Here is a 23,103-nt window from a genome sequence, read left to right as displayed (position 1 = left end):
GGCCCTCACCGCCGCAGCGCCGACGGTTCGGCGGGCCGCCGGCCGGACGCGGACGGCACCGGCCGCCGGTCGCCCCGCCTGCGCGCGCGGGCGGCCAGGAAGCTCTCCAGGGAGAACACCGAGGCCAGGCTCGCGAGCACCCCCAGCAGCAGGGCCGCGGCCGCGCCGCGCGACTTGCCCCCGCGCTGGGGCATCGGCTCGGTCGGCGGCACCATCTCGCTCATCGCGATGTAGGTCGCCGGCGGCGCGTTCAGCTCCCTCTGCCGGGCGGCCAGCTCCGTTCGCGCCCGGTCCCTGACCCGCGTCACGATGTCCCGCGCCCCGTCCGGTGACATGCTCTTGCCCTCGATGTAGACGAACGGTCCCCCGTCCATCGCCTCGGGGTTGGTGCCGCCGTTGGTGACCGTGAAGGTCGTCTCGCCCTCCGGCTGCACGCCGAGGGCCCGCGTGGACTCGGGGGTGCTGATCACCTGGATGAGCATCGAGGCGGACATGCTCAGGCCCTGGTCGAAGTTGAGCAGGGGATTGGTCAGCCCGTTGGGACGGGTCGGGTCGCTCGGCAGGCTTCCGCCGCTGGGCGGGATGGTCAGGACGAGCACCGCGTTCGATACGTAGGGCGTCGGGATCGTCGTGTAGACGCCGACGGCGGCACCCAGGGAGAGCAGGAACGTCGGCAGGGCGACGTACCAGCGCCGTGCCACGATGAGCACCGTTCCCCAGAAGTCCACGCGTTCTCCTTTCCGGCCCGATGGGGGCCGCCGGGCAGGGGAACCGTGGGCTCCCCTGCCGGTGACCGGGTCGTCTACCGCCTGCGCCGCCCGTGCCTCGTACCGCCCGCCCGCCGCGCCGCCGCCCTGCGCCTGCGCCGCCTCATGGCCCTCCCGTCCTCCGGGCCGTCCTTCTCCCGGCCGGCCGGGTCCGCCGGGTGGAGCACGACGGGCCGGTCCCGGTCGTCCCTGCCGTCCCGCCCGCCGTCATCGCCGCCGCGTCCTCGGTCGTCCCGGCCGCCGCCGTCGCCGCGTCCCGCCGCGCCTCCCGGGCGGGCCGCCCCGCCGGGAGCCGCCCCGTCCGAGGCGGCCTTGCCCGTCGCCGCCTTGCCCGTCGCGGCCTTGCCCGGGGCCGTTCCGCCCGGGGTGGTCGTGCCGGGACCGGTTCCGTCCGCGGCCGTCCCGCCCTGGTGCGCCGGCCCCTCGGGGGTCACCGGCCGGCCCGGGTCCGCCGGGGCCGTGACGGTGCTCGCGGACCCTTCGGCCCGGCCGTCGCCGGACCGGCGCCGGAACACCCTGCGGCGCTCCACGGCGTACGCGGTCCCGAGGCCGAGGAGGACCACCAGGAACGCCGCGCCGCCCGCGGCCCGCGCCGGGCCGCTCCGGTCCGCCTCCGGCGGTGCGGGCGGGACCACCTCGACCAGCCCGATGTAGGTGGAGTTGGGGGCGCCGAGCACCTGCTGCCTGCGGGTCAGCTCGGCCCTGAGGCGGGCCTGGGCCTCCGTCATGACGGTCCGGACGGTGTCGGCGGAGCCGCTCTCGACCCTGACGTACACGAAGGGGCCGTTCGTCAGGATGCCCATCATGCTGGGATCGTTGCGCCCGTCGTTGATCGTGACCTCGGTGGGGCCGTCCTCGGTCACGCCCAGCTCCGCCATGACCGCCTTGGTGTTCATGGCCAGGATGAGGATGCCGGCCGTGGTCCGCAGCCCGTCGCTGAACTGCAGCAGCGGGTTGCTGCGCCCCTGCGGCGTGACCGGGTCCAGCGTCCCTCCGGCCGGAGGCGTGGTCAGCACCATGGACGTGCTCGACACGTGGCGTACGGGCACCAGCGCGAAGGTGACCACGGCGGCGACGAGCGCCAGGCCGAGCAGCGGGAACCCGATCCACCTCCTCCTGACGAGGCCGAGGAGGGTCTTCCAGAACTCCACTACGTCCCCGCTCTCCCGGGTGGCCCGGACGCCCGGGACACGATGGGTGTTGATCGCGGCACGCGAACTCCTTGTCACTGTGGCGTCACGGGGATCACATCGGGGTGGCGGCGGCCGGGATCCGCCGCCGACCCGCCCCCGCTCGGGTCTGCTCGGGTCTGCCGGGACGTGCCCGGGACCGGTTCAGGACCTGCTCGGGACCCGTTCGGGACCCGCTCCGGACCTGGTCAGGGCCTCCGCCTCGTACGCCAGCGCCAGCTCCTCCGGCATGGGGTCGAGGTCGGCGCAGCGCACGAAGTCGCGCAGGGTGGTGCCGGTGCACGCCGCGTCCACGTTGCGCGCGCCGCGCCGGGCGCGCACGTCGTCGATGTGCACGGTGCGGAAGTCGATGCTGAAGCGGGTCCTGCCCGAGGTGTTGGGCACCGTGGAGTGCAGCTGGGCGCCGGAGAAGACCATCACCCCGCCGGGTTCCGGCACCACCCGGACCTGCGGCTCCAGCGTCACCTCCTCCTCGGGCCGGGGCTGCTCCCTGGTGTCGCCGCGCACGTGCCGGGCGGCGGTGGCCCTGCTGGTGCGGTTCCACTCGGCGTAGTCGTAGCGCGCGCTGCCGTTGCGCACCGGGGTGCCGAAGTACTGGGGGTGGAAGGCCATCACGTTCTCCGGGACCACCGCGTAGACCGGGATCCACCAGTTGACCTGGTTGAACGGGGCCGAGTACCAGCAGTCGCGGTGCGGGTGGAAGGCGTAGGAGATGCCCGAGGTCAGGTAGTCGTGCGAGGTGGAGGTGCGCAGCCTGGGCACGTCGAAGTAGGTCCGCTCCAGGTCGCAGCCCAGCTCCTCCAGCAGCGCCGGCAGCAGCTCCTTGCACCGGGGGTGGTGGATGAAGCGGGGCTTGAGCGACGCGAGCAGCTCGGCGAACTCCTCGACCGGCATGTCGAACTGGGCGGTCTCCGGGTCCCGCCCGCCGAACGCCTCGGCGACCAGTTCCCGGGCGAAGGCGGCCAGGCGGCCGGAGGCGGACGTCGCCGGGTAGACGAAGACCTGCCCGCCGTAGAGCAGCTCCCTGCGGGTGTCGTCGTCCACTCCGCTGTTGGAGAAAACGGTGGTCACGGTGGTTCTCCTCGCTGGGGGTTCGATGAGATCGCTGGTCGGTCACGGGACGTGCGGCTCGGGGAGGCCTCTCACCGCCCGGCGCCGAGGAGGCCGGACGCGGCCGAGGCGAGCCTGCGCCCCCGGCGGGCCACGGTCAGCCGGTGGCGGCGGGCGTACATGGCCAGGACGGCCGCGCGGGCGCGGCGGCGCTGCCGCGCGTCGAGGTCGCTCCCCCGCAGCCACCCGAGCAGCTCGGCGCACTGCAGGACGGTGGAGCAGCGGGCCCGCCAGGGCGGCACGTCCAGGCGGCGGGCGATCGCGGTGAGCGGGTCGTGCTTCCAGTTGCGGTGGGCCAGGACCTCCGGGACGTGCCCCCACGGCCCTGCCAGCGCCAGCTTCGCCGCGAACACCTCGTCCTCGCGGAGCATGTTCCGCCGGGGGATCCGGGCCAGCGGGTCGCGCCGCAGCAGGCCGTACAGCGGGTCGACGAGCAGGTGGCTCTCGTTGAGCAGCCGCAGCATCTCGGTGAAGCGCTCGACCGGGTCGTCCGAGCCCAGCCCGGGACGGTCCAGGGGGGCGGTGGCGACGGCCCCGTCGGGTCCGGTGTAGGCGACCTGCGTGGACACCAGGACGAGCCGATCGTCCTCGGCGAACGCCCGCAGCGACCGGGAGACGCACGCGGGCCCCAGCCGGTCGTCGTCACCGACCCAGCGGAAGAACGCCCCGTCGGTCAAGGCGACCGTGCCGACGAAGTTCTCGAACAGGCCCACGTTCTCCGGGTGCCTGCGGTAGGCGATCCTGCGGTCGCCGGCGGCCAGGTCGCGGCAGATCTCCTCGGTTCCGTCCGTGGACGCGTTGTCGGAGATCACGAGCTGGAGGTTCTCGTGGTCCTGGGCGAGCACCGAGCGGACCGCGCCCTCGATCCGATCGGCCCCGTTGCGTACGGGAAGCACGATGGACACCAGCGTGTCGGAGTTCGGCATCCGGTCCTCTCCTCTCCATCCGTTCACCCGGAACGTCCGGGCCTTCCGGGCCTTCCGGGTCGTGCGGGTCGTGCGGGCCTTGCCGGTCGTGCGGGTCATCCGGGCCGTCCCCGTCCCCTGAGCCGCGCCAGCGGTCCGAGCCGGCGGAGCTCGCGCAGCCGTGCCGCGGGAACGACGACGAGGACGTAGGCGAGCAGTCCCCCGCCCCCGGCCAGGCAGAGCCGCAGCAGCGCGGCGCCCGCGCCCATCCCTCCCCCGGCCCCCGCGAGCCCCGCGAGCTCCTCGGCCGCGTGGGCGAGCGTCACCGTGACCACCGCCGCGAGCGCGGCGCCCAGCAGCGGGCGTACCAGCGTGGCCGGGACCGGGGCCAGGCGCACCCCGGCGCGGCTCAGCGCCAGCGCCGCCACCGGCAGGGCCACCAGCAGCCCGGCCAGCGCGTGCCCGATCGCGGCGCCGCGCACCCCGTACCAGTGCGTCCCCGCCCACAGGGCGGGCACCAGCGCCGCGGCCCAGGCCAGGTTCATCCACACCGTGGCCCGGGTTGCGCCCGCCGAGGTGAGGACGTCGAAGGCCAGGGACGTGAGCATCCGCACGACCATCAGGACCGCCAGCAGCGCCAGCACCCCCGCGGCGGGCGCCCACTTCTCGCCGTACAGGAACGCCACGATCTCCGGCGCCAGCGTGGCCGTCACCACCGCGACCGGCAGCACGGCGGCGACCAGCAGGGGCACCGACCGCTGCACGCCCAGCGAGAGCGCCTCCGGCCGCTGCTCGGCCAGCCGGGAGAAACTGGGCACGGTGACGTAGCGCAGCGCGGTCCCGATCACGCTGGGCACCCAGCTGGAGACGTTGAACGCCAGCAGGTAGAAGCCGAGCGCGACCGGGCCGAGCACGGCGCCGACGATGACGTAGTCGGCGTTCATCAGCACCGCCTCGATGCCGAGGCCCAGCGCCAGCGGCGCGCCGAACCGCAGCAGCCGGGCCGCGACCTCCCGGTCGAAGCCGAGCCGGAACGGCAGCCCGACCCAGGCGAACACCAGCACGCCGGTGACCGTGTTGGCCGCGACCTGCCCGGCGGCGAAGCTGTAGGCGCCCGCGCCGTTCGCGGCCAGGGTGACCGCCACCCCGGCATTGACGAGCGATCCCGCGATGTTGGCCTTGGTCAGCCTGTCGTGGCCGAACCCGCGCATCAGCGAGCCCGCCCGCACGGCGGTGACACCGTCGATGAGGATGATCGCGGTGAGCAGCCTCACCACGGGCGTGGCCTCCGCGCTGCCCGCCAGCTCGGCGAAGTAGGGGGCCACCACCCAGAAGATCCCGTAGATCCCCGTGCTGAACACCATGGCCATGACCGTCGCCGTCGGCGCCATGTCCTCGACCCGGCCGCGCCACTGCACGGTGGCGGCGATGATGCCGACGTCGTTGACGTGCATGACGAAGGTGGTCGCGGCGAGCGCGATGGCGTAGAGGCCGAAGTCCTCGGGGGCGAGGAGCCGGGCGAGCACCAGCCCCATGACGAAGGTGGTCGCCTTGGTGCCCACGTTGCCCAGCAGGCTCCAGCGCAGCCCGCGCCCGGCCTTGGCGCCGATCGCCCCCACCTGCTCACCGGCGGAGGGACCGTGCTCGCCCGCGGGGGAACCACCGGAGGGGCCGTGCCCACCGGCGGGAGGCATGCCGGAGGAGCCGTGCGCGCCGGCGGCGGGCGCGCCGGAGGGACCGTGCGCGCCGGTGCCGTGCGCGCCGGCGTCCTGTGTCTGCCGCTGGTCCATCCGTGCCTTCCGCCGTCCGTGCCTTCCGCCCGTGGGTGGGCGTCTCGCGGGGTGAGCGCTCAGCCGCGTTCCCCCGCGCCTTCACCCGCGCCTTCCCCGGCGCCTTCACCGGCGCCTCGCTCGGCGCGTTCCCCGACGCGTTCGAGCCAGATCTCCCGCCAGAACGGCACGAACTCGCGCGGGCAGCTCACGTTGTACGCGCCCGAGCAGACGACGCCCTCCAGGACGATGCAGGGGTTCTTCATCCGCAGCATCCGGCCGGTCTTCTCGTCCAGGCAGCGCTCGACCCGGGCGCTGACCCGCGCCACGTGCCCGCAGTAGCGCGACATCTCCTCCTCGAACCCCATGCCGCGGTTGAGCAGGTCGCCGTTGAGCGTCTTCAGGATCTCCTCCTTGGACCTGACCCGGACGAGCTCGCCCGGCCGCAGGTCCAGGGTCCGCGTCGGCGTCCTCGCCCCGGCCTCGCCCCTGACGAACCCCCAGCGCATCCCGCCCCTGATCCACAGCCACCTCGGCAGGAGGCGCCTGGCGGCCTGCTGGTAGCGGTTGAACAGGCCCACCAGGAGTGAGCGCAGCATCCAGGGCACGCCCACGTTCCCGGTGCGCACGTCGGCGACGTACTGCCCGACGTCCTTGAGCGGCAGGCAGGCGGGCGCGGCGCGGAGCAGCTCGGTGGCCTGGCAGGAGAAGCGCTCCTCGCCGTCCGGGCCGGGTTCCTTGCGGGTGGCGGCCCGCAGGACCGGCAGCAGGGTCCGGCCCGCGGCGATGTCGCGTCCCGTGGCGGGGGTGACCCGCGCTCCGGGGGGCACCAGGGCACCGGGAGCGACCCGGGCGCCACCGGTGACCGCGCCGTCCGTGACCGCGCCGTTCGTGACCGCGCCGTTCGTGGCCGCGCCACCGGAGGCGGCCGGGGAGGACGAGCTCTCCGGGGTCACCCGCCTGAGCCACGCCTCCTTCCAGTAGAACTGGCAGGCCGTCTGGCAGCCGCCGTGCGCCGCGCCGTCGCAGCGGGCCCCGGTCAGGTGGACGGCCCGCTCCATGCGGCGCATGCCGCTGCCGCCGATCGTGTCGCAGAGCTTGTGCGCCACCTTGTGCACGGTGAGCCGCCGCCCGCACCAGGCCAGCATCTCCGGCATGAAGGGGAGCCCCTCCAGCTCCCCCCGCTCGTCCAGGGTGGCCCTGATCTCGGCCTCGCCGAGCACCTCCACCGTCTCGCCGACCCGGAGACCGAGGGTCCCGGTCGCCGGCGCGCCGGTCACGACCCGCAAGCCCGTCATTGCGAACACTCCTTGAGAAGTCCCGATCCGTGCAGGGCGCGTGCCGCCTCGGCCACCGCGCCGAAGGGAAGGCCCGCGCGTTCGGCGATGTCCAGCAGGCCGTGCTCCCCGTCGGAGAGGTTCAGCACCCACAGCATCGCCATCTGCGCCGCCTGGGCGTCGCTGCGCCCGCCCAGCGATCCGTACAGGCCGCGCCTGCCGAGCTGCGGCTCGCCGTACGGGCTGAGGTTGAGGTAGCGGCGGTCGCCCTCCAGCACCCGGGTGACCTCCCAGCAGGTCTCCAGGGTGTCCGCCATCGCCTCGGGCGACACGAAGCCCGGATTGTCCCCCGAGGTGTGATATTCCGGGTATCCGGCATACGGGGTCCGGGTGAGGGAGCCGACCGGCAGGTCGAAGCCGGGTGAGCAGAACTGCCGCTCGTCGTAGCCGTACGGGGAGAAGTCCACGACCCGGTGCTCGCGCCCCGAGGTGCGCAGGACGTGCCGGACGGCCCGGTCGATCACGGCCTCCCCCCGCCTGCTGCGCTTGTACGTCAGCGGGCCCCGGTCCCCGGCGCAGGCCAGCACCAGGCCGTGCCGGACGCGCCCGACGCGCTCGCGGTTGCGCGCCAGCCAGGTGATCGCGCCGATGGTGCCCGGCGCGAACACGAAGCGGTAGGTGTACCACGGGTCGCTCCCGGCGAGCCGGCGCGCCAGCCGGACGGCCACGGCGATCCCCGCGAGGTTGTCGTTGGCCAGCGAGGGGTGGCACACGTGACAGGAGACGAGCACCTCCTCGGCGACCCGGCCGGGCACCACGTGCTCGCCGTAGGTCAGGTGGCCGTCGGCGAGCGTGGAGTCGACCATGACCTCGTACGGCCCGTCGGGCAGGCCCTCCAGCGTGTCGTGGGCCAGGCAGAAACCCCAGGTCTCCGCGTAGTAGCTCGTCCGGTACGGGACCAGGCCGGGCTGCTCGGGCAGCGTGTGCAGGTGGCCGCGCAGCTCGTCCAGGGTCATGGTCGCCGACACCGGGACGCTGTAGCCGACCACGTGCAGGTTCGACGCGGCGAAGTCGACGACCCGGGTGCCGGAGGCGTCCTTGACGTAGGCGTCGCGGATGTTCCACTCCCTGGGCACGGTCCAGTCGAGGACCTCGGTGCCGGTCGGCACCTCGCTGACCCGCAGCGGCAGGGACTCCCCGACGATCTCCAGCGTGCGGCGCACGCCGTCGCCGGTGATGCTGCGGCAGATCGGGTAGAGCCGCTCCACCAGGGCGTGCATCTCACGCCCCTCGTCGGCGCCTCCCGCGCCACCGGCACCGGTCACACCGCCCGCGCCACCCGTGCCGTCCGCGCCGGTCACGCCGGTCGTCCCGCCGTCGCGCGGCGCGGGCGCAGCGCGCCGTCGACGGTCCCGGCCTCGCGCCGGGCCGCCAGCTGCGCCAGCCGGGTGAAGCGCTCCCGGAAGTCGTCCCCCGTCAGGCCGAACCGCCGGTAGGCCTCGGCCAGCTCGACCGCGCCCGCCTTGACCGTCCACCGGGTCCGGTGGCCGGGCAGCGCGGCCCGCAGCCGCGAGAAGTCGACCCGGTAGGAGCGCGGGTCGGCCCCGGTCTCGCCGGTGATCACGACCTCCGCGCCGGGCACCGCCTCGGCGACCTCGGCCGCGATCTGCGCGACGGTCAGGTTGTTCTCCTCGTCACCGACGTTGAACGCCCTGGCGTGCACGATCTCGCGCGGCGCGGTCAGCGTCAGGGCGAAGACGTCGGCGATGTCGGCGGCGTGCACCAGGGGACGCCACGGGGTGCCGTCGGAGAGCACCTTGACCTGCCCGGACAGCAGCGCGTGCCCGACGAGGTTGTTCAGCACGATGTCCGCGCGCAGCCGGGGCGAGAACCCGAAGGCGGTGGCGTTGCGCAGGAACACCGGGCTGAAGTCGTCGTCGGCCAGCGCCAGCAGGTCGTCCTCGACGCGCACCTTGGAGTCGGCGTACGGGGTCACCGGCCGCAGCGGCGCGTCCTCGTCGACCAGGTCCTCGCCGGAGGCGCCGTAGACCGAGCAGGTGGAGGCGTACAGGAACCGGCGCACGCCCGCGTCGCGGGCCAGCCGGGCCAGGCGCACCGCGGCGCGGTGGTTGATGTCGTAGGTCAGCTCGGGCGCCAGGGCGCCCAGCGGGTCGTTGGACAGCGCGGCCAGGTGCACCACCGCGTCGATCCCCTCCAGCATGCCGGCGGTGACGTCCCGCAGGTCGACGGCGTGCCCGGGCGGGTCGCCGGGCGCGGGGCCCAGCACGCACCCGGCGAACAGCCCCGAGTCCAGCCCGGTCACCTCGTGGCCCCCGGCGGCGAGCACCGGGGCCATCACGCTCCCCAGGTATCCCTGGTGCCCGGTCAGCAGCACGCGCATGGGGTTCACCCTCCAGCCAGGTCGAAGGTCAGTTTGCCGACGTGGAACGCCTCGGCATGGCGGGCGCGGCACTCGATGCCGCGCAGGCGGGCCAGCCCGAGGAACGCCTCGCGGTCGTACCAGGGCCGCCCGTGCTGGGAGGGGTAGTGCCGCTCCAGCAGCTCCGCCTTGGCCTCGGCGACCTCGGGCGCGAGCGGCTGGTAGGCGCCGGGGCGGCCCAGGTCGCCGTCCCACTTGACGATCTCGTAGCCGAGCACCTGGTGGTCGCGGAAGGCGGTGGGCACCAGCTCCGCCAGGCCGCGGTGGTCCTGGTGGGCGTCGCCGCGGTGCGGCGCGAACACCAGGTCGGGGTCGGTGCGGGCGCGCAGCTCCTCCACCGCCGTCTTGGCCTCCTCCCAGTACGCGGGCAGCCGCCCGTCGGGCAGCTTGAGCACGGTCAGCCGCAGGTCGGCGCCGGGGCAGAAGTCGGCCAGCGCCGCGCGTTCCTCGTCCTCGCGCGCGGTCCCGCCGCCGGACAGCACCAGGGCGTCCACCCGCGTGCCGGGGCGCGCCGAGCACAGGGTGAGCAGGGTGCCGCCCGCCCCGATGGCGAGGTCGTCGCAGTGCGCGGCCAGCAGCGCGATCCGGCCCGTCCGGGCCGGCCGGAAACCGATCACGGGATCGTCACCGCCGCGGGCTCGCGTTCCCACAGCGCCCAGGGGCGCTCGCCGCGCGAGTACGCCTCGTCCAGGGCGACCCGCTCCCTGACCGTGTCGGTCGGCCGCCAGTAGCCGCGGTGCGGGTAGGCCAGCAGCCTGCCCCGCTTGGCCAGCTCGGCGCAGCCGTCGCCGACCAGGTCGCCGCCGGGCGGGATGTGCTCGAAGATCTCCTGCCGGAGCACGAAGTAGCCGCCGTTGACCCAGAGCGGCATCTCGCTGACCGGGGTGATGCCGCCGACCGCGCCGCGCTCCCCCAGCTCGATGCAGTGGAAGGTGTCCGAGGGCGGCACCACCATCATCGACGCGGCGGCGCCGGAGGCGGCGAACCGGTCGACGATCTCCGGCAGCGGCGCGTCGGTGAGCACGTCGGCGTAGTTGGCCAGGAACATCTCCTCGCCGTCCAGGTGGTCGCGGACCCGGCGCAGCCGCTCGCCGATCGGCGAGGTGATCCCGGTCTGCACGAACGAGATCGACCACTCGGAGATGTCTGTGGACAGCAGCTCGACCCTGCCGCCGCGGAGCACGAAGTCGTTGGACGTCGTCTCCCGGTAGTTCAGGAAGAACTCCTTGATGTGGTCGGCGCCGTAGCCCAGGCAGAGGACGAACTCGGTGTGCCCGAAGTGCGCGTAGTAGCGCATCACATGCCAGATGAGCGGCCGGGGCCCGACGAGCTGCATGGGCTTGGGCACGTCGCCGGCGGTGCCGGTGCGCATCCTGCTGCCGTATCCGCCGCAGAAGAGGACGACCTTCACGGGTTCACCTCGACGATCTCCAGTTCGGGAATGGGGAAGACCAGCCGGCCTCCCCAGGCGTGCACGTGGGAGAGCTGGACGACGAGCTCCTCGCGCAGGTTCCACGGCAGGACCAGCACGTAGTCGGGCCGTTCCTCGGCCAGGCGCTCGGGCGGCAGGATCGGGATGCGCGTCCCGGGCGTGAACCTGCCGTGCTTGTACGGGTTGCGGTCCACGGTGAAGGGCAGCAGGTCGGGCCGGATGCCGCAGTGGTTGAGCAGGGTGTTGCCCTTGCCGGGGGCGCCGTAGCCGGCGACCGTCTTCCCCCGGCGGGCCGCGTCCAGGAGGAAGGCGAGCAGGTCGCGCCGCACCCGGGCGACCCGCGCGCCGAACTCGGCGTACCCGGACAGCTCGTGCAGGCCCGCGGCCTTCTCCTCGGCGAGCAGCGCGGCCACCCGCTCCCCCGGCTCCCCCGCGGATTCCTCGGGCCTGGCCCACAGCCGGATCGACCCGCCGTGGGTGGGCAGCCGCTCGACGTCCACCAGGCGGAGCCCGCCGGCGGCCAGGGCGGCGCGCGCCGAGTCGACCGTGTAGTACTGGAAGTGCTCGTGGTAGATCGTGTCGTACTGGTTGCCCGCCATCAGCGTCGGCAGGTACTGCACCTCGATCGAGACCCAGCCGTCGTCGGCGACGAGCGCGCGCAGCCCCCGGGTGAAGCCGATCACGTCCGGTACGTGGGCGTAGACGTTGTTGGCCACCACCAGGTCGGCCGGGCCGTGCCCGGCCCGCACCGAGGCGCCGGTCACCGGGTCGAGGAACGCCGTCCACGTGGGCACCCCGGCCTCCCGCGCGGCCCGGCCGACGTTCTCGGACGGCTCGACGCCCAGGCAGCGGATGCCGAGGTCGGCGACGTGCCGCAGCAGGTAGCCGTCGTTGCTGGCCACCTCCACCACGAACGAGCCGGATCCCAGCCCGAGCCGTTCCACCGCCCCCCGCACGAAGACGCGCGCGTGCTCCACCCACGAGGTCGAGTACGAGGAGAAGTAGGCGTACTCGGTGAAGGTTTCCTCGGGGGTGATCAGCGGCGGGATCTGCGCCAGCCGGCAGCCGGTGCAGACCCGCAGGTGCAGCGGGTAGGTGACCTCGGGCTCCTCCAGCTGCGCCTCGGTGAGGAAGCGCTCGCACGGCGGCGTGGCGCCGAGGTCGACGACGCTCGCCAGGCTCGTCGAGCCGCACAGCCTGCAGGTGGTCATGGACACGCCCTCTCGTCCCGGGACGCGGCCCCGCGGGGTTCCGCGCGTTCGCGGGCGGGTCGCCCCGCGTGTCCCGCCGGATGTCGTCATGAACTGATCTGGACCTTGCTGTGGTCGCCCAGCACCAGGCGGTGGGCCCGGGGCGTGGCGGGGGCGGGGGTGACCTCGACGTCGTGGCCGATGAGGGAGGCCTCGATCCGCGAGACGCCCGCGATCGACGCCCTGGGCAGGACGATGGAGTACTCGATCTCGCTGCCGCTGACCGTGCAGCCCGCCCCGATCGAGGTGAAGGGGCCGACGTAGCTGTCCAGGACGCTCGCGCCCGAGCCGATGACGGCGGGGCCGACGATACGGGACCGCTCCACCCTCGCGCCCGCCTCGACGACCACCCGGCCGATCAGCTCGCTGGCGGCGTCCACCCGGCCGTCCACCCTCGGCTCCAGGGACTCCAGGACCAGCCGGTTGACCTCCAGCATGTCGGTGACGTTCCCGGTGTCCTTCCAGTAGCCGGAGATGACGGTGGACTCGACCCGGCGGCCGGAGGTGATCAGCCAGTGCAGGGCGTCGGTGATCTCCAGTTCCCCGCGCCAGGAGGGCTTGAGCTCGGCCACCGCCTCGTGGATCGCGGCGGTGAACAGGTAGACGCCGACCAGCGCGAGGTCGCTCTTGGGTACGTCGGGCTTCTCCTCCAGGCCGACCACCCGGCCGGCCGCGTCGAGCTCGGCGATCCCGAACTGCCGGGGGTCGCCGACCCGGGTGAGCATGATGTGGGCGGCGGGCCGCTCGCGGGCGAACCGCCCGACCAGGTCGCTGACGCCTCCGACGATGAAGTTGTCCCCCAGGTACATGACGAAGTCCTCGTCGCCCAGGTAGTCGCGGGAGACGAGCACGGCGTGGGCCAGTCCCAGCGGCGCGGCCTGGCGGATGTAGGTCACCTCCAGGCCGAACGCGCTGCCGTCGCCGACGGCCGCCTCGATCTCGGCGTGCGTGTCGCCCACCACGACCCCGGCCTCGCGGACGCCCGCGGCGGCGATCGCCTCCAGGCCGTAGAACAGCACCGGCTTGTTGGCCACCGGCACGAGCTGCTTGGCCGAGGTGTGGGTGATCGGCCGGAGTCGGGTGCCCGATCCGCCGGCGAGCACGAGCGCCTTCACTAGTACGCCCCTTCCCCGCCGGTCACGGCGCTCCAGGTCTTCCACAGGATCTGCAGGTCCAGGAAGAGCGACCAGTTCTCCACGTAGCGCAGGTCCAGCCGGACCGACTCCTCCCAGGTCAGGTCCGAGCGCCCGCTCACCTGCCACAGGCCGGTCATGCCGGGCTTGACGACCAGGCGGCGGCGCACGTCCGCGCCGTACTGCCTGACCTCGTCGGGCAGCGGCGGGCGGGGCCCGACGAGCGACATCTCACCGCGCAGCACGTTGAGCAGTTGCGGCAGCTCGTCGAGGGAGTAGCGGCGCAGGAAGGCGCCCACGCGGGTGATCCTTGGATCGTTCCTCATCTTGAACAGGACGGCGTCGACCTCGTTCTCGCCCTCCAGGTCGATCCTGAGCCGTTCGGCGTCGGCGACCATGGTGCGGAACTTCACCACCCGGAACTCCGCGCCGCCCTTGCCCACCCTGACCTGCCGGAAGAGGGAGGGTCCGGGGCTGGTCGCGCGGATCAGCGTGGCGATGACCAGCATGGGCACGCCCAGGGCCAGCAGGGCCAGCAGCGCCGCGACCCGGTCGAAGAGGCTCTTGGTCAGGCGCCTGACCCCCCGGAAGTCGGGGTGCTCGACGTGCAGCAGCGGCATCCCCGCCACCGGGCTGATGCTGATGCGCGGGCCGGCCACGTCCATGAGCGCCGGCGCCACGAACAGGTCGGTGCGGGCGTCCTCCAGGCCCCAGGCCAGCCTGCGCAGCGCGACGCCGTCCAGCTCGGGGCAGGCCAGCACGGCGACGGCGTCGGCGTCGACCCGGGCCACCACGGTGGGGACGTCGGAGAAGCCGCCCAGGACGGGGATGCCGTCGACCTCCGTCAGACCGGGAGCCGCCGGGCCGGAGCCGGTGGGCAGGCAGACCGCGACGACCGTCATGCCGTGGTGCGGCTGCCTGCGCAGCTGGATGACCAGGTCGAGCACGGACTCCCGGTGCCCGACCGCGACCACCTGGCGCATGTAGTCGCCCCGGGCGCGCCTGTGGTGCAGCCGCTTGCGCATCCGGTAGCGGAAGGCGACGGTCAGGACGCAGGCCAGCGGGAACATCGCCATGACGAAGCTGCGGGCGATCGGCGTCTGGGTGACGTAGGCGCCGATCGCGACGGCGGCGGTCAGGCCGGCCGCGCCGTTGAAGACCGCGCGGAACTCGTCGCTGCCCTCGCCGTGCGTACGCCTGCGGTAGGCGCCCCCCGCCGCCAGGGCGAGCGGCCAGATCAGGGCGAGCCCCAGCCCGAGCAGCGCCTCCGCCTCGGGGATGAACGCGCCGAGCCAGAGCCGGGTCCCCAGCACCGTCTCGCAGGCGACGACCGAGCAGGTGACGTCCCCGGCGAGCAGGATGCGGACGTAGGAGCGTGTCCAGATGCTGGAGGAGGTCCGCACCGGGCCCTTGAGAAGCCCGAGGGCGAGCTCCTCGGTTTCCGCTCTCATGCCACCTCGCCCACGATGCCCCGACACGGTTACGCGAATCACCGCGCATCACATTTCAGCGGTCAACCGCATCTTTAATAAGCCAGAAGCTCAGATACCAGGGAAATCCTAGTGATCACTATTGAGCAGGGGAATAGCGACACATGTCCACTATTGGCCTAAGAGCAGCGAAGAGAGCATCTTGACGGAACGGTCCAAACGTGTAGCTCGACCATTCCATATTGGAACTAATTACAAATTAGTCGTATTCGAAATCCGGCAGCGGTGCCGGGGGGTCGGGGCTGCGCCAGACCACGACGTAATCGCCGCGCGCGGCCCCCACCGCCGCGCCGAGCCGGTCGAGATCGAAGTCGGGGAGGTAGCGGAGGCGGGCGAGGAAGGTCGCGTCGGTCGCCGAGCCGGGCACCACGCACCCCTGGCCCCGCCGGTCGAGGAGGATGTACAGGATGTCGGAGTCCGGCTCCTCCGTCACGCGCACCTCGACGACGTCCTCCCACGCGAGGGCGTCGACGCTGCCGTCCGCGTAGTGACGGGTCACGCCTTCTTCGGTGACGTACACGTAGGAGTCCGGCACTGAGTTGCCGTGCATGGGCGCGATTGTGACGACTCCCGGGCTCCGCGTGCAATAGAGCCATGCACATCGATGGCTATCCATCACCCCAGCGATGGTCGAGATGCGCGGCGACCGCCCTTCTCGCGGCCTCCGGGGGACCCTGGCCGATCGCGTCCAGCAGGCTCCGGTGCTCGGCGACCAGCACGTGCCGGTCGGAGTAGACCTCGCGCAGCCGCACCAGGCCGAGCCTGGTCTCGGCGGCGAGCACGCCGTAGAGCCGCTCCAGGCGCGGGCTGCCCACCGCGACCACCAGCGCCTGGTGCAGCGCCATGTGCTCGGCCACCGCCTCCGACCAGGGGGCGTCGGCGGGCAGGGCCGCCATCCGGGCCAGCGCCGCGTCCGCCTCGGCCACCCGCCGTCCGGCCAGCGTGGTGGCCACCAGGTCCTCCAGCGGACGCCGGACGAACATGAGGTCGTCCAGGTCGGCCACGCTCACCTCGGCCACCTGGGCGCTGCGGTGCCGCTCGCGCCGCAGAAGCCCCTCGTGCACGAGCACGGCGAGCGCCTCCCTGACGGTCGGGCGGGCCACCCCGTACAGGGCCGAGAGCTCCTGCTCGGGCAGGGGCGTGCCCGGGGCGATCTCGCCGGACAGCACCCGGCGGCGCAGGGCGTCGGCGAGCGCGCCGACGGCGGAGACGGGACGGAGCGGCAGGGTCACGCCGACGACCCTATTGCCGTTCGCCCGCCGCTTCCGGTCGTTCCCCTCTCCGGCCGGGCGACCGCGACGAGGCTGATCCCGAGCAGCAGCAGCCCGGCGGCCGAGGCGGGCGTGAGCCTCTCGCCGAGCACCGCCACGCCGAGCAGGGCCGCCACCGCGGGTTCGGCCAGCGCGAGGGTGGCGGCGACGGCGACCGAGGTGGTGCGCAGGCCCCTGCCGTACAGCAGGTAGGCCAGGGCGGTGGTGGCGCAGCCCAGGTAGAGGGCGACGAGCAGGCCGCGCGGCTCGGCGAGCCAGGCGGTGCCGGTCCACAGCAGGACCGGGACCATGACGAGCCCGGCGCCGCCGAACATCAGGCCCATCACCGCGTCCGAGGGCGCCCCCGCGCCGATCGCCCGCGCCGCGGTGACCGCGTAGAACGCGTACAGCAGGCCGCCGAGCAGGGCGAGCAGGACGCCGTCGGCGCGCACCTGCCCGCCGCCGCCGGTGAGCACGGCGCAACCGGTGATCGCCACCGCGGTCGCCCCGGCCCAGCGGCGGCCGGGCCTGACCCCGTCGAGGAGCCAGGACAGCAGGCCGGTGAAGACCGGGCCGCTGCCGATGGCGACCACCGTGCCGACCGCCACCCCGGTCCTGCCGATCGCGGCGAAGAAGCAGAGCTGGTACGCGGCCACGGCCACCGTCGCCGCGGCGAGCGCGCCCGGGCGCGCGCGGAGGGGGCCGCCGGGGGCGAGTGCCGGTCGCAGGACCGGGGCGGTCACGGCCGCGAGCACCAGGCCGCCGACCACCAGGCGGGCGGCGGCCAGGGAGACGGGGTCGACCCCGGCGACGAGGGCGCCCGCCGTCCCCGCGGTCCCCCAGAGCACGGCGGCTCCGATCACGGCGATTCTCACGGCTCGATTGTAGGCAGATTGTCTGACAACCAGACAAGAGATGTCGCCCGGGATCCCCGGCAGGACCGTCCCCCGGTTTTCCCGGCGACGGTGGCGGGTAGTTCGGCCAGGTGAGACATCCCAGGAACAGGGTGAACCCGCGGCCCGGCCGAGCGCTGCCCGAGCCGGTCCTGACCGGCGCCCTCGCGGCCGGGACGCACGGGAGCGGCCCCCGGCGGGCCGGCGACGGGACCGGGTGATCGGGATGCCCAGGGGAACGTTCCGGCACGGGCCGGCGAGCGAGGTGAGCGCCGCGTTCGGCGGCGCCCCGCCGGACGGCATGGACGGCATGGACCGCATGGACGGCGCCGTGGCGGGCGACGCGCCGGGCACCGCGGCCGAGGCCGTCTCGGGTGGCGCGGCCGGGACCGCCGCGGGCACGGCGACCGGCACCATGATCGGCACCGTCACGGTGCACCGGCTCGACGGCGTGAGGATCACCACCTCCGCCGAGGCGATGGACGCCATCGCCGGGGCCCTCGACCTGCCCGACCACTTCGGGCACAACCTCGCCGCCCTCTACGACGTGCTGACCGACCTGTCGTGGCTGCCGCCGGGCGAGCACCTGCTGGTCTGGACGGAGCCGTCGGCGCTCAGGGCGGCGGACCGGCCCGCCTACGAGGCCGTCCGGACCGTTCTCGCCGACGCCGTGGCCGACGACGCGCCCGGGGAGTCCTTCCTCTCCGTCCTCATCCTGACCGACTGAGCCGTCGCCACGCAGTGCGCGCAGAAGACGCCCTCCCGCCCCTCGGGGCAGCTGCAGTACCGGCGCAGGGCCTCCTCGACGAGGCGGAACTCCACGCACGCGGCGCCGTCGTCGACCTCGGCGGTCACCAGCGCCGGGCCGAACCGGACCAGCTGGACCGCTCCCGCCCTCGCCAGCTCGCCACCGCGCGCCAGTGCCGCCTGTCCTGCCCGCTCGGCTTCGGCTCCGATCAGATCCGCGATCTTTTGCATCGGTGCCTCCCTCCTCAAGAAGAGACGTACCCGGAGAGGCGATGGTTCCGCTTCTGCAGGACACGATAAATCCCGCTAAAGGGAATTATGTGCATGTCTGTTGGTAAGTGACCGGTGTTGTTCTTTTGGCTCCCGTTGACCGTGTGGTGCGACGGCGCGAGGGGTCGCGGCCGGCCGGAAGCACACGATCGGGGTGAGGACTTCGCCCCGCCCCTACCGATCGCGTCCCTCACGCCCGGACGGGACCACCCGGTCGGTGGCGAGCCGGGCGTGCCGCTCCACGTCGTAGCGGGCGCCCTCGTGGAGCAGCTTGGCCCGCTCGACGCCCTCGGGCAGGAACCCGGACCTGGTGGCCACCGCGCAGGACGCCGCGTTGCCGAGCCGGTGTCCCAGTTCCAGGCGGAACAGCCCGCGCTCCCGGAACGCCCACTCGGCCAGCCTCCGGGTCGCGGCCACGGCCACACCGCGTCCCCGGGCGCGCGGGAGCGTCCAGTAGGACACCCAGCCGGTCTCGTGCGCGTCGATACCGCTCACCGCCACGTTCCCCACGACCTGGCCGTCGAGGACCACGGCGAACGCGTGCGCGTCGTCGCGGAACCCCCACACCCCGATCCACTCCAGCGCCGCCCAGGTGGTGTCGATGGGCCGGGCCGCCTGATCCGCCATGTCCGGGGAGCCGAACGCGTCGAGCACGACCGGCACGTCGTCGGGCCGCCACGCTCGCAGGTCCACTTCGGTCATGCCGTGCAGGGTATTGCCCGGCGCCCGGCCCGTGAAGAACGGCCCGGCGTGCGAAGAACGGCCTGCGCGTGAAGGGCGCCCGGCCCGCTCACCTGTCCCGGCCGGAGAACGGGCCGGACAGCGCCGCCCACTGCAGCAGCATGATGGTCTTGGCGTCGGCGATCTCCCCCGAGGAGATCATGTCCAGCGCCCTGGTGAAGGGCAGCTCCATCACCTCGATGTCCTCGCCGTCGTCGGCCAGCCCGCCTCCGTCGGAGATCCTCCGGTCCGCCCGGTACGGGGCGGCGAAGAAGTGGATGCGCTCGGTCACCGATCCCGGGCTCATGTAGACGTCGAAGACGTGCTCCACCTCCCCGATGTCGTACCCGGTCTCCTCGGCGGCCTCCCTGCGGATCGCGGTCTCGGGGTCGTCGTCGTCGAGCAGACCGGCCGCCGTCTCGACGAGCAACCCGTCCGGGTGACCGTTCACGTACACGGGGTAGCGGAACTGCCTGGTCAGCAGGACGGTCGCCCGCTCGGCGTCGTAGAGCAGGACCGTCGCGCCGTTGCCGCGGTCGTAGGTCTCCCTGCGCTCGGTGCTCCAGCCGCCGTCCCGGCGCCGGTAGTCGAACGTCGTCCTGCGCAGCACGTACCAGCTTGAGGAGAGCAGCTCCACCTCGCGTACCCGCACCCGCGGGTTACCGGTCAGATCCAGTCCCGCCCTGTCCAGGCCGGTACGTCCCCGCCCGTCCGGGACGTTCACCCCGGGCGTCTCTCCGGACACGGTCCACTCGTCCTTCCTCGGCCGCGGGCCGCGCGACCGGACGGGCCGGCGGCCGGGCCCGCCACCCGGTCCGGGAGGGGCCCACAGGCGACAAGTCTGCCCTAGCCCGGCATTTCCCCGTCCGACGTGTCCCGTGCCGTCATGTTCCCGGCCCCCGTGTCCCCACCCCCGGTGTTCCCGGCCGGCGGGGACACGGCCCGGAGCGACGCCGAGACGTCGAGGTCGATGGGGAACGCGGCCGTCAGGCCCGTGACGGTCAGGATCCTCTCCAGGACCCCGTAGGTGCCGGCCAGCCGCAGGGAGCCGCCCGACGCGCCCGCGCGGCGCTGGAAGGCCAGCATCGTCCACAGGCCGGTGGAATCACAGAACCTCAGGCCGCTGACATCGAGGACCAGGTGACACGCCCCGCCGTCCAGCTGCCCGGCCAGCACGTCCTGGAGCCGGGGGCTGGACAGCTTGTCCAGCTCACCGGCGAGCGCGATCACCGAGGCGTCCCTGTGCCTGCGTACCGAGAGATCAAGCCGCGTCGTCATCCTCCACGATCCTTACGCCGGTTGTGCCGAGGCTATTTTAAAGATCTTGGAGAGAAGACACTCTCCGGCCAACTGCAACACGCCCGTAAGCGAATCGCGTCCTGGGCTTGGGTGTACCGTCCCGGGCGGGCCGACCGGCCGGCCCGCCCGGGGGCCCGCGTCCAGAAATCATCCACATCGGATCGGAACTCCCAGATAGATCTAGGGTCTGTGGGGCACTCAGCAGCTATGAGCCACGATCCGGAGAGCCACGACTTCATTGGGAAGGGGGTCGGCGATGGACTTTCGGGCCGACCCAAGACAATGGGAGAGATCGCCGTGAACCTGGCGGTCAGCGAGTCACTCGCCAACCATGGCCATCACGCGCTGGTCAACGCCCACGAGGCCGCGGCCACCAGCCACCAGCTCATGGCCGACGCGGGCGTGGGCGATGTGGACCAGCACCTCGACCTCGCGCGCTGGCACCGCTGGTGCGCCATCGTCGAGGACCAACTGGCCGACGAGGCGGATCAACGGACCCCCGCGAAACGGAACCGGAACCGGGCCGACTGACGGACCGGCGCGATCGCCACGACCGGCGCCGGGGCGTGCCCGGGGACCACGGGCGTGCCCCGGCGTACCGGGGCGACCTCCGGCATCGGGACCGGCCGCGGAGCCGGGACGGAGAGGGGGCCGGGGACGCGCGGCCGGGGACGTCGATCCCCGGCCGGCCGCCGTCCCCGGCGCCGCGTCACTCCTCCGGGCCGGAGAGGATCTCCCCGCCGCTGTCGGGCTCCTCGGCGTCGGTGCCGTCGACGGGCCCCTCGTCCCGCGAGGGAGGCGGGGCGGGGCGGCAGCTCGCGCCGCAGCCGCCGAACCGGGCCGCGTCGACCGGCGTGAACGATCTCGGCTCGACCTTCCGCAGCGCCGCCAGCATCGTGTCCTTCCAGATCGGCCCCGGGATGCTGGCCCCGGCCACCGAGCCGTAGTACCGCCCGCCGACGGTGACGCCGGTCAGCTTGTACTTCTGCGAGCCGCGCGGGTCGCCCACGCTGACCGCGCCGGCCAGGTCCGGGGTGAATCCGGCGAACCAGGCGGTGGCGTAGCCGTCGGTGGTCCCGGTCTTGCCGGCCGCGTCGCGCCCGATGCCGCCGACGCCCCGCATCGTGCCGTTGGTGAACACCCCCGACAGCACCTCGGCCGCGGCGTCGGCGACCTGGGGGTCGAGCGCCCGGCGGCACTTGGGCCTGTAGACGGTGGTCTTGCCGTCGCGGTCGGTGATCCGGGAGATCGCCATCGGCGCGCAGTACTGGCCGCGGGCGGCGATCGCGGCGTAGGCGTTCGCCACCGTCACCGGGTCCATCTCGTTGGTGCCGAGCGTGAACGTCTCGTACTCCTGGAGCTTCAGCCCGTCGGACCGGTGGATGCCCAGCGACTTGGCCACCTTGACCGTCTCGCAGAGCCCGACCCGCTGCTCCAGCGTCATGAAGAAGGTGTTCACCGAACCCCAGGTGCCGGTCTGCAGCGTCCTCCAGCCCGGGGAGCCCTCGTCGTTGGTGACGGTGTGCGTCGGGTCGCCGACGGCCTCCCCGGCGCAGTTCCTGAACGCCGAGTAGCTCGGCGCGGTGTACCCGGCGCCGACGCTGAACCCGTCGTTCAGCTTCATGCCCTTGTTCAGGGCGGCGATCAGCGTGAAGGTCTTGAAGGTCGAGCCCGCCTGGAAGCCGACGCCGCCGCCGTGCGCGGCGTCCGCGACCACGTTGTACGACATCTCGTTCCTGGCCTTGCTCCTGCCGTACTTCCGGCTCGCCGCCATGGCCTTGATCGCTCCGGTGCCCGGCTGTACCAGGGCCTCGGCCGCCACCTGGTGGTCGGAGGCGTGCACCCACTTCCTGATCGCCCTGTCCGCCGCCGCCTGCATGGCCGGGTCGATCGTGGTCCTGATCGTCAGGCCACCGCGGTTGAGGAACCTCAGGCGGTCCTTGGCGGTCTTGCCGAAGTCGGAGTTGTTCAGGATCTCGTTGCGGACGTAGATGCAGAAGTACGGGTACTTGCCGGACTCGCAGCCGCCGGGAAGGCTCGTCCCCTTGTAGCCGAGCTTGGTGGCCTTCGCCGTCGCGGCCTCGGTCTCGGTGATCTTCCCGAGCTCCGCCATCCGGTCCAGCACCACGTTGCGCCGCTCCAGCAGCCGCGCGCGCTGCTTCTTGCCCAGGTTGGGGTCGGTGGCGTTGGGGTCCTGCACGGCGCCCGCCAGCGTCGCCGCCTGCGGCAGGGTGAGATCGGCGGCCTTCACGCCGAAGAAGCGCTTGGCCGCCGCCTCCACGCCGTAGGCGCTCGCGCCGAAGTAGGCGATGTTCAGGTACTTCTCCAGGATCTGGTCCTTGGAGTACTTCTCCTCCACCGCCATCGCGTGGCGCAGCTCGTTGAGCTTGCGCGCGTAGCTGGCCTCCAGCGCCTTGTTCTGCTCCTCCTCGGTGTCGGCGGAGTTGAGCAGCACCTGCTTGACGTACTGCTGGGTGATGCTCGACCCGCCCTGGCTCACCCCGCCCGTCGACAGGTTCTTGGCGAGCGCGCGGACCGTGCCCTCGAGGTCGATCGCGCCGTGCTCGTAGAACCGGTCGTCCTCGATCGAGATGATCGCCGTCTTCATCACGTCGGCCATCCGGTCGAGGCCGACCACCTCGCGGTACTCCTCGTAGAACCGCGCGATCTCCTTGCCCCGGGCGTCCTGCACGATCGTGACCTCCGCGGGCGGAGGCTCGATCAGCTCCTCCGGCTTGAGGTTCACCTCGTTGGCCGCCGACACGATCCCCAGGCCCGCGCCCCCCACGGCCGGTAGCGCGATCCCCGCGACCAGCACGCCCGCCGCGGCCCCGACGGCGATCAGGCGTCCGATCTTCTGCGCGGTCCCCTGCTGCTGCTCCTCACCCCGTTCTGCCATGGCATCAGGTTATTGGCTTCAAAAGGTCTTCCGTTACATGACGCACTTATTACCCGGCCGCGGGAGCCACGGGACCCCACGGGTCGCGTGGGTCGCGCGGGGCGCGTGGGTGACACAGATCACGCGGAGCGCGCGGATCACGCGGAGCGCGCCGGCGACGTGGACCGGGCGGGCGGCTCCCGGCCCGACCGGCTCCCGGGTCTCTTGACCGAGTGTTTCAGACAAGTTAAATTAAGTGTAGAAATAAGCGTTGATTTACTGC

At 73.1% G+C, this 23,103-nt stretch carries 23 protein-coding genes; 2 read left to right on the top strand and 21 right to left on the bottom strand.

Annotated features, from left to right (window positions below; genetic code table 11):
* Positions 1-5 precede the first annotated feature (5 nt).
* From AB0G16_RS08450 to AB0G16_RS08375, 16 genes are all read right to left on the bottom strand, one after another.
* Positions 6-728 carry a hypothetical protein gene (locus tag AB0G16_RS08450; RefSeq protein ID WP_362800687.1) on the bottom strand — a complete coding sequence of 241 codons (723 nt, stop codon included), beginning with the start codon at positions 726-728 and terminating at the stop codon, positions 6-8.
* A 74-nt stretch (positions 729-802) separates the two neighbouring features.
* Complete coding sequence (locus tag AB0G16_RS08445) at positions 803-1,918, bottom strand: hypothetical protein (RefSeq protein ID WP_362800684.1); 1,116 nt, start codon at positions 1,916-1,918, stop codon at positions 803-805.
* Between the two features lie 183 nt (positions 1,919-2,101).
* Positions 2,102-3,028, bottom strand: coding sequence for a hypothetical protein (locus AB0G16_RS08440; protein WP_362800681.1), 927 nt, complete (start codon positions 3,026-3,028; stop codon positions 2,102-2,104).
* Positions 3,029-3,099: 71 nt separating this feature from the next.
* Positions 3,100-3,993, bottom strand: a complete 894-nt coding sequence (locus tag AB0G16_RS08435) for a glycosyltransferase family 2 protein (protein WP_362800678.1) — start codon at positions 3,991-3,993, stop codon at positions 3,100-3,102.
* Positions 3,994-4,088: 95 nt separating this feature from the next.
* Positions 4,089-5,762 carry a lipopolysaccharide biosynthesis protein gene (locus AB0G16_RS08430; protein WP_362800675.1) on the bottom strand — a complete coding sequence of 558 codons (1,674 nt, stop codon included), beginning with the start codon at positions 5,760-5,762 and terminating at the stop codon, positions 4,089-4,091.
* 59 nt (positions 5,763-5,821) lie between these two features.
* Positions 5,822-7,039: a hypothetical protein gene (locus AB0G16_RS08425; protein WP_362800673.1), complete on the bottom strand. Its 1,218-nt coding sequence runs from the start codon at positions 7,037-7,039 to the stop codon at positions 5,822-5,824.
* The gene (locus AB0G16_RS08420; RefSeq protein ID WP_362800670.1) at positions 7,036-8,379 is read right to left on the bottom strand and encodes a DUF4910 domain-containing protein; all 1,344 of its coding nucleotides are present in this window, start codon (positions 8,377-8,379) and stop codon (positions 7,036-7,038) included. The genes AB0G16_RS08425 and AB0G16_RS08420 overlap by 4 nt, the downstream gene beginning before the upstream one ends.
* Positions 8,376-9,419, bottom strand: coding sequence for an SDR family oxidoreductase (locus tag AB0G16_RS08415; RefSeq protein ID WP_362800667.1), 1,044 nt, complete (start codon positions 9,417-9,419; stop codon positions 8,376-8,378). Before AB0G16_RS08415 ends, AB0G16_RS08420 begins: the two co-directional genes overlap by 4 nt.
* Before the next feature lie 5 nt (positions 9,420-9,424).
* Positions 9,425-10,075, bottom strand: a complete 651-nt coding sequence (locus tag AB0G16_RS08410; RefSeq protein ID WP_362800664.1) for a PIG-L deacetylase family protein — start codon at positions 10,073-10,075, stop codon at positions 9,425-9,427.
* A complete protein-coding gene (locus AB0G16_RS08405) occupies positions 10,072-10,869 on the bottom strand; it encodes a sugar phosphate nucleotidyltransferase (protein ID WP_362800661.1) in 798 nt (265 codons plus the stop codon). Before AB0G16_RS08405 ends, AB0G16_RS08410 begins: the two co-directional genes overlap by 4 nt.
* The gene (locus AB0G16_RS08400; protein WP_362800658.1) at positions 10,866-12,101 is read right to left on the bottom strand and encodes a class I SAM-dependent methyltransferase; all 1,236 of its coding nucleotides are present in this window, start codon (positions 12,099-12,101) and stop codon (positions 10,866-10,868) included. Before AB0G16_RS08400 ends, AB0G16_RS08405 begins: the two co-directional genes overlap by 4 nt.
* A gap of 86 nt (positions 12,102-12,187) precedes the next feature.
* Positions 12,188-13,255, bottom strand: coding sequence for a glucose-1-phosphate thymidylyltransferase (locus AB0G16_RS08395; RefSeq protein WP_362800655.1), 1,068 nt, complete (start codon positions 13,253-13,255; stop codon positions 12,188-12,190).
* Positions 13,255-14,724 (bottom strand): sugar transferase, encoded by a 1,470-nt coding sequence (locus AB0G16_RS08390; RefSeq protein ID WP_362800652.1) that lies wholly within the window; start codon positions 14,722-14,724, stop codon positions 13,255-13,257. Before AB0G16_RS08390 ends, AB0G16_RS08395 begins: the two co-directional genes overlap by 1 nt.
* Before the next feature lie 238 nt (positions 14,725-14,962).
* Positions 14,963-15,313, bottom strand: a complete 351-nt coding sequence (locus AB0G16_RS08385; protein WP_362800649.1) for a hypothetical protein — start codon at positions 15,311-15,313, stop codon at positions 14,963-14,965.
* Positions 15,314-15,371: 58 nt separating this feature from the next.
* Positions 15,372-15,995 carry a GntR family transcriptional regulator gene (locus AB0G16_RS08380; RefSeq protein WP_362800646.1) on the bottom strand — a complete coding sequence of 208 codons (624 nt, stop codon included), beginning with the start codon at positions 15,993-15,995 and terminating at the stop codon, positions 15,372-15,374.
* On the bottom strand, positions 15,992-16,888 hold the full coding sequence (locus AB0G16_RS08375; protein ID WP_362800643.1) for an EamA family transporter: 897 nt from the start codon (positions 16,886-16,888) through the stop codon (positions 15,992-15,994). The genes AB0G16_RS08380 and AB0G16_RS08375 overlap by 4 nt, the downstream gene beginning before the upstream one ends.
* Positions 16,889-17,132: 244 nt before the next feature.
* Here AB0G16_RS08375 and AB0G16_RS08370 point away from each other — a divergent pair, with 244 nt between their 5' ends.
* Positions 17,133-17,633 carry a barstar family protein gene (locus AB0G16_RS08370; RefSeq protein ID WP_362800640.1) on the top strand — a complete coding sequence of 167 codons (501 nt, stop codon included), beginning with the start codon at positions 17,133-17,135 and terminating at the stop codon, positions 17,631-17,633.
* Here the strand turns inward: AB0G16_RS08370 and AB0G16_RS08365 are convergent.
* The 4 genes from AB0G16_RS08365 to AB0G16_RS08350 all read right to left on the bottom strand — a co-directional run bounded on the left by AB0G16_RS08365 (position 17,543) and on the right by AB0G16_RS08350 (position 19,921).
* A complete protein-coding gene (locus AB0G16_RS08365) occupies positions 17,543-17,884 on the bottom strand; it encodes a hypothetical protein (protein ID WP_362800637.1) in 342 nt (113 codons plus the stop codon). The two genes, AB0G16_RS08370 and AB0G16_RS08365, sit on opposite strands and share 91 nt — an antisense overlap.
* Positions 17,885-18,097: 213 nt before the next feature.
* Positions 18,098-18,625, bottom strand: coding sequence for a GNAT family protein (locus AB0G16_RS08360; RefSeq protein ID WP_362800634.1), 528 nt, complete (start codon positions 18,623-18,625; stop codon positions 18,098-18,100).
* Positions 18,626-18,713: 88 nt separating this feature from the next.
* On the bottom strand, positions 18,714-19,388 hold the full coding sequence (locus AB0G16_RS08355; protein WP_362800631.1) for an NUDIX domain-containing protein: 675 nt from the start codon (positions 19,386-19,388) through the stop codon (positions 18,714-18,716).
* Positions 19,389-19,489: 101 nt separating this feature from the next.
* Entirely contained in the window at positions 19,490-19,921 is a 432-nt protein-coding gene (locus tag AB0G16_RS08350) for an STAS domain-containing protein (RefSeq protein WP_362800628.1), read from the bottom strand.
* Positions 19,922-20,224: 303 nt separating this feature from the next.
* On the opposite strand from AB0G16_RS08350, the gene AB0G16_RS08345 reads away from it, so the two are divergent.
* On the top strand, positions 20,225-20,473 hold the full coding sequence (locus AB0G16_RS08345; RefSeq protein ID WP_362800625.1) for a hypothetical protein: 249 nt from the start codon (positions 20,225-20,227) through the stop codon (positions 20,471-20,473).
* 178 nt (positions 20,474-20,651) lie between these two features.
* On the opposite strand, the gene AB0G16_RS08340 is transcribed toward AB0G16_RS08345, so the two are convergent.
* Positions 20,652-22,841: a transglycosylase domain-containing protein gene (locus AB0G16_RS08340; protein WP_362800622.1), complete on the bottom strand. Its 2,190-nt coding sequence runs from the start codon at positions 22,839-22,841 to the stop codon at positions 20,652-20,654.
* Positions 22,842-23,103 lie beyond the last annotated feature (262 nt).

Source organism: Streptosporangium sp. NPDC023615 (assembly GCF_040640155.1).
Taxonomy (GTDB): Bacteria; Actinomycetota; Actinomycetes; order Streptosporangiales; family Streptosporangiaceae; genus Streptosporangium.
Note: the sequence above shows the minus strand (reverse complement) of the source record. Positions and strands in the feature narration are given on the sequence as shown.

Excerpts from the sequence above, each read along its gene's own strand:
- AB0G16_RS08435 (WP_362800678.1), bottom strand. The coding sequence starts at position 3,993 with ATGCCGAACTCCGACACGCTGGTGTCCATCGTGCTTCCCGTACGCAAC.
- AB0G16_RS08430 (WP_362800675.1), bottom strand. The coding sequence starts at position 5,762 with ATGGACCAGCGGCAGACACAGGACGCCGGCGCGCACGGCACCGGCGCG.
- AB0G16_RS08425 (WP_362800673.1), bottom strand. The coding sequence starts at position 7,039 with ATGACGGGCTTGCGGGTCGTGACCGGCGCGCCGGCGACCGGGACCCTC.
- AB0G16_RS08415 (WP_362800667.1), bottom strand. The coding sequence starts at position 9,419 with ATGCGCGTGCTGCTGACCGGGCACCAGGGATACCTGGGGAGCGTGATG.
- AB0G16_RS08400 (WP_362800658.1), bottom strand. The coding sequence starts at position 12,101 with ATGACCACCTGCAGGCTGTGCGGCTCGACGAGCCTGGCGAGCGTCGTC.
- AB0G16_RS08390 (WP_362800652.1), bottom strand. The coding sequence starts at position 14,724 with ATGAGAGCGGAAACCGAGGAGCTCGCCCTCGGGCTTCTCAAGGGCCCG.
- AB0G16_RS08385 (WP_362800649.1), bottom strand. The coding sequence starts at position 15,313 with ATGCACGGCAACTCAGTGCCGGACTCCTACGTGTACGTCACCGAAGAA.
- AB0G16_RS08370 (WP_362800640.1), top strand. The coding sequence starts at position 17,133 with ATGCCCAGGGGAACGTTCCGGCACGGGCCGGCGAGCGAGGTGAGCGCC.
- AB0G16_RS08365 (WP_362800637.1), bottom strand. The coding sequence starts at position 17,884 with ATGCAAAAGATCGCGGATCTGATCGGAGCCGAAGCCGAGCGGGCAGGA.
- AB0G16_RS08360 (WP_362800634.1), bottom strand. The coding sequence starts at position 18,625 with ATGACCGAAGTGGACCTGCGAGCGTGGCGGCCCGACGACGTGCCGGTC.
- AB0G16_RS08350 (WP_362800628.1), bottom strand. The coding sequence starts at position 19,921 with ATGACGACGCGGCTTGATCTCTCGGTACGCAGGCACAGGGACGCCTCG.
- AB0G16_RS08345 (WP_362800625.1), top strand. The coding sequence starts at position 20,225 with ATGGGAGAGATCGCCGTGAACCTGGCGGTCAGCGAGTCACTCGCCAAC.
- AB0G16_RS08340 (WP_362800622.1), bottom strand. The coding sequence starts at position 22,841 with ATGGCAGAACGGGGTGAGGAGCAGCAGCAGGGGACCGCGCAGAAGATC.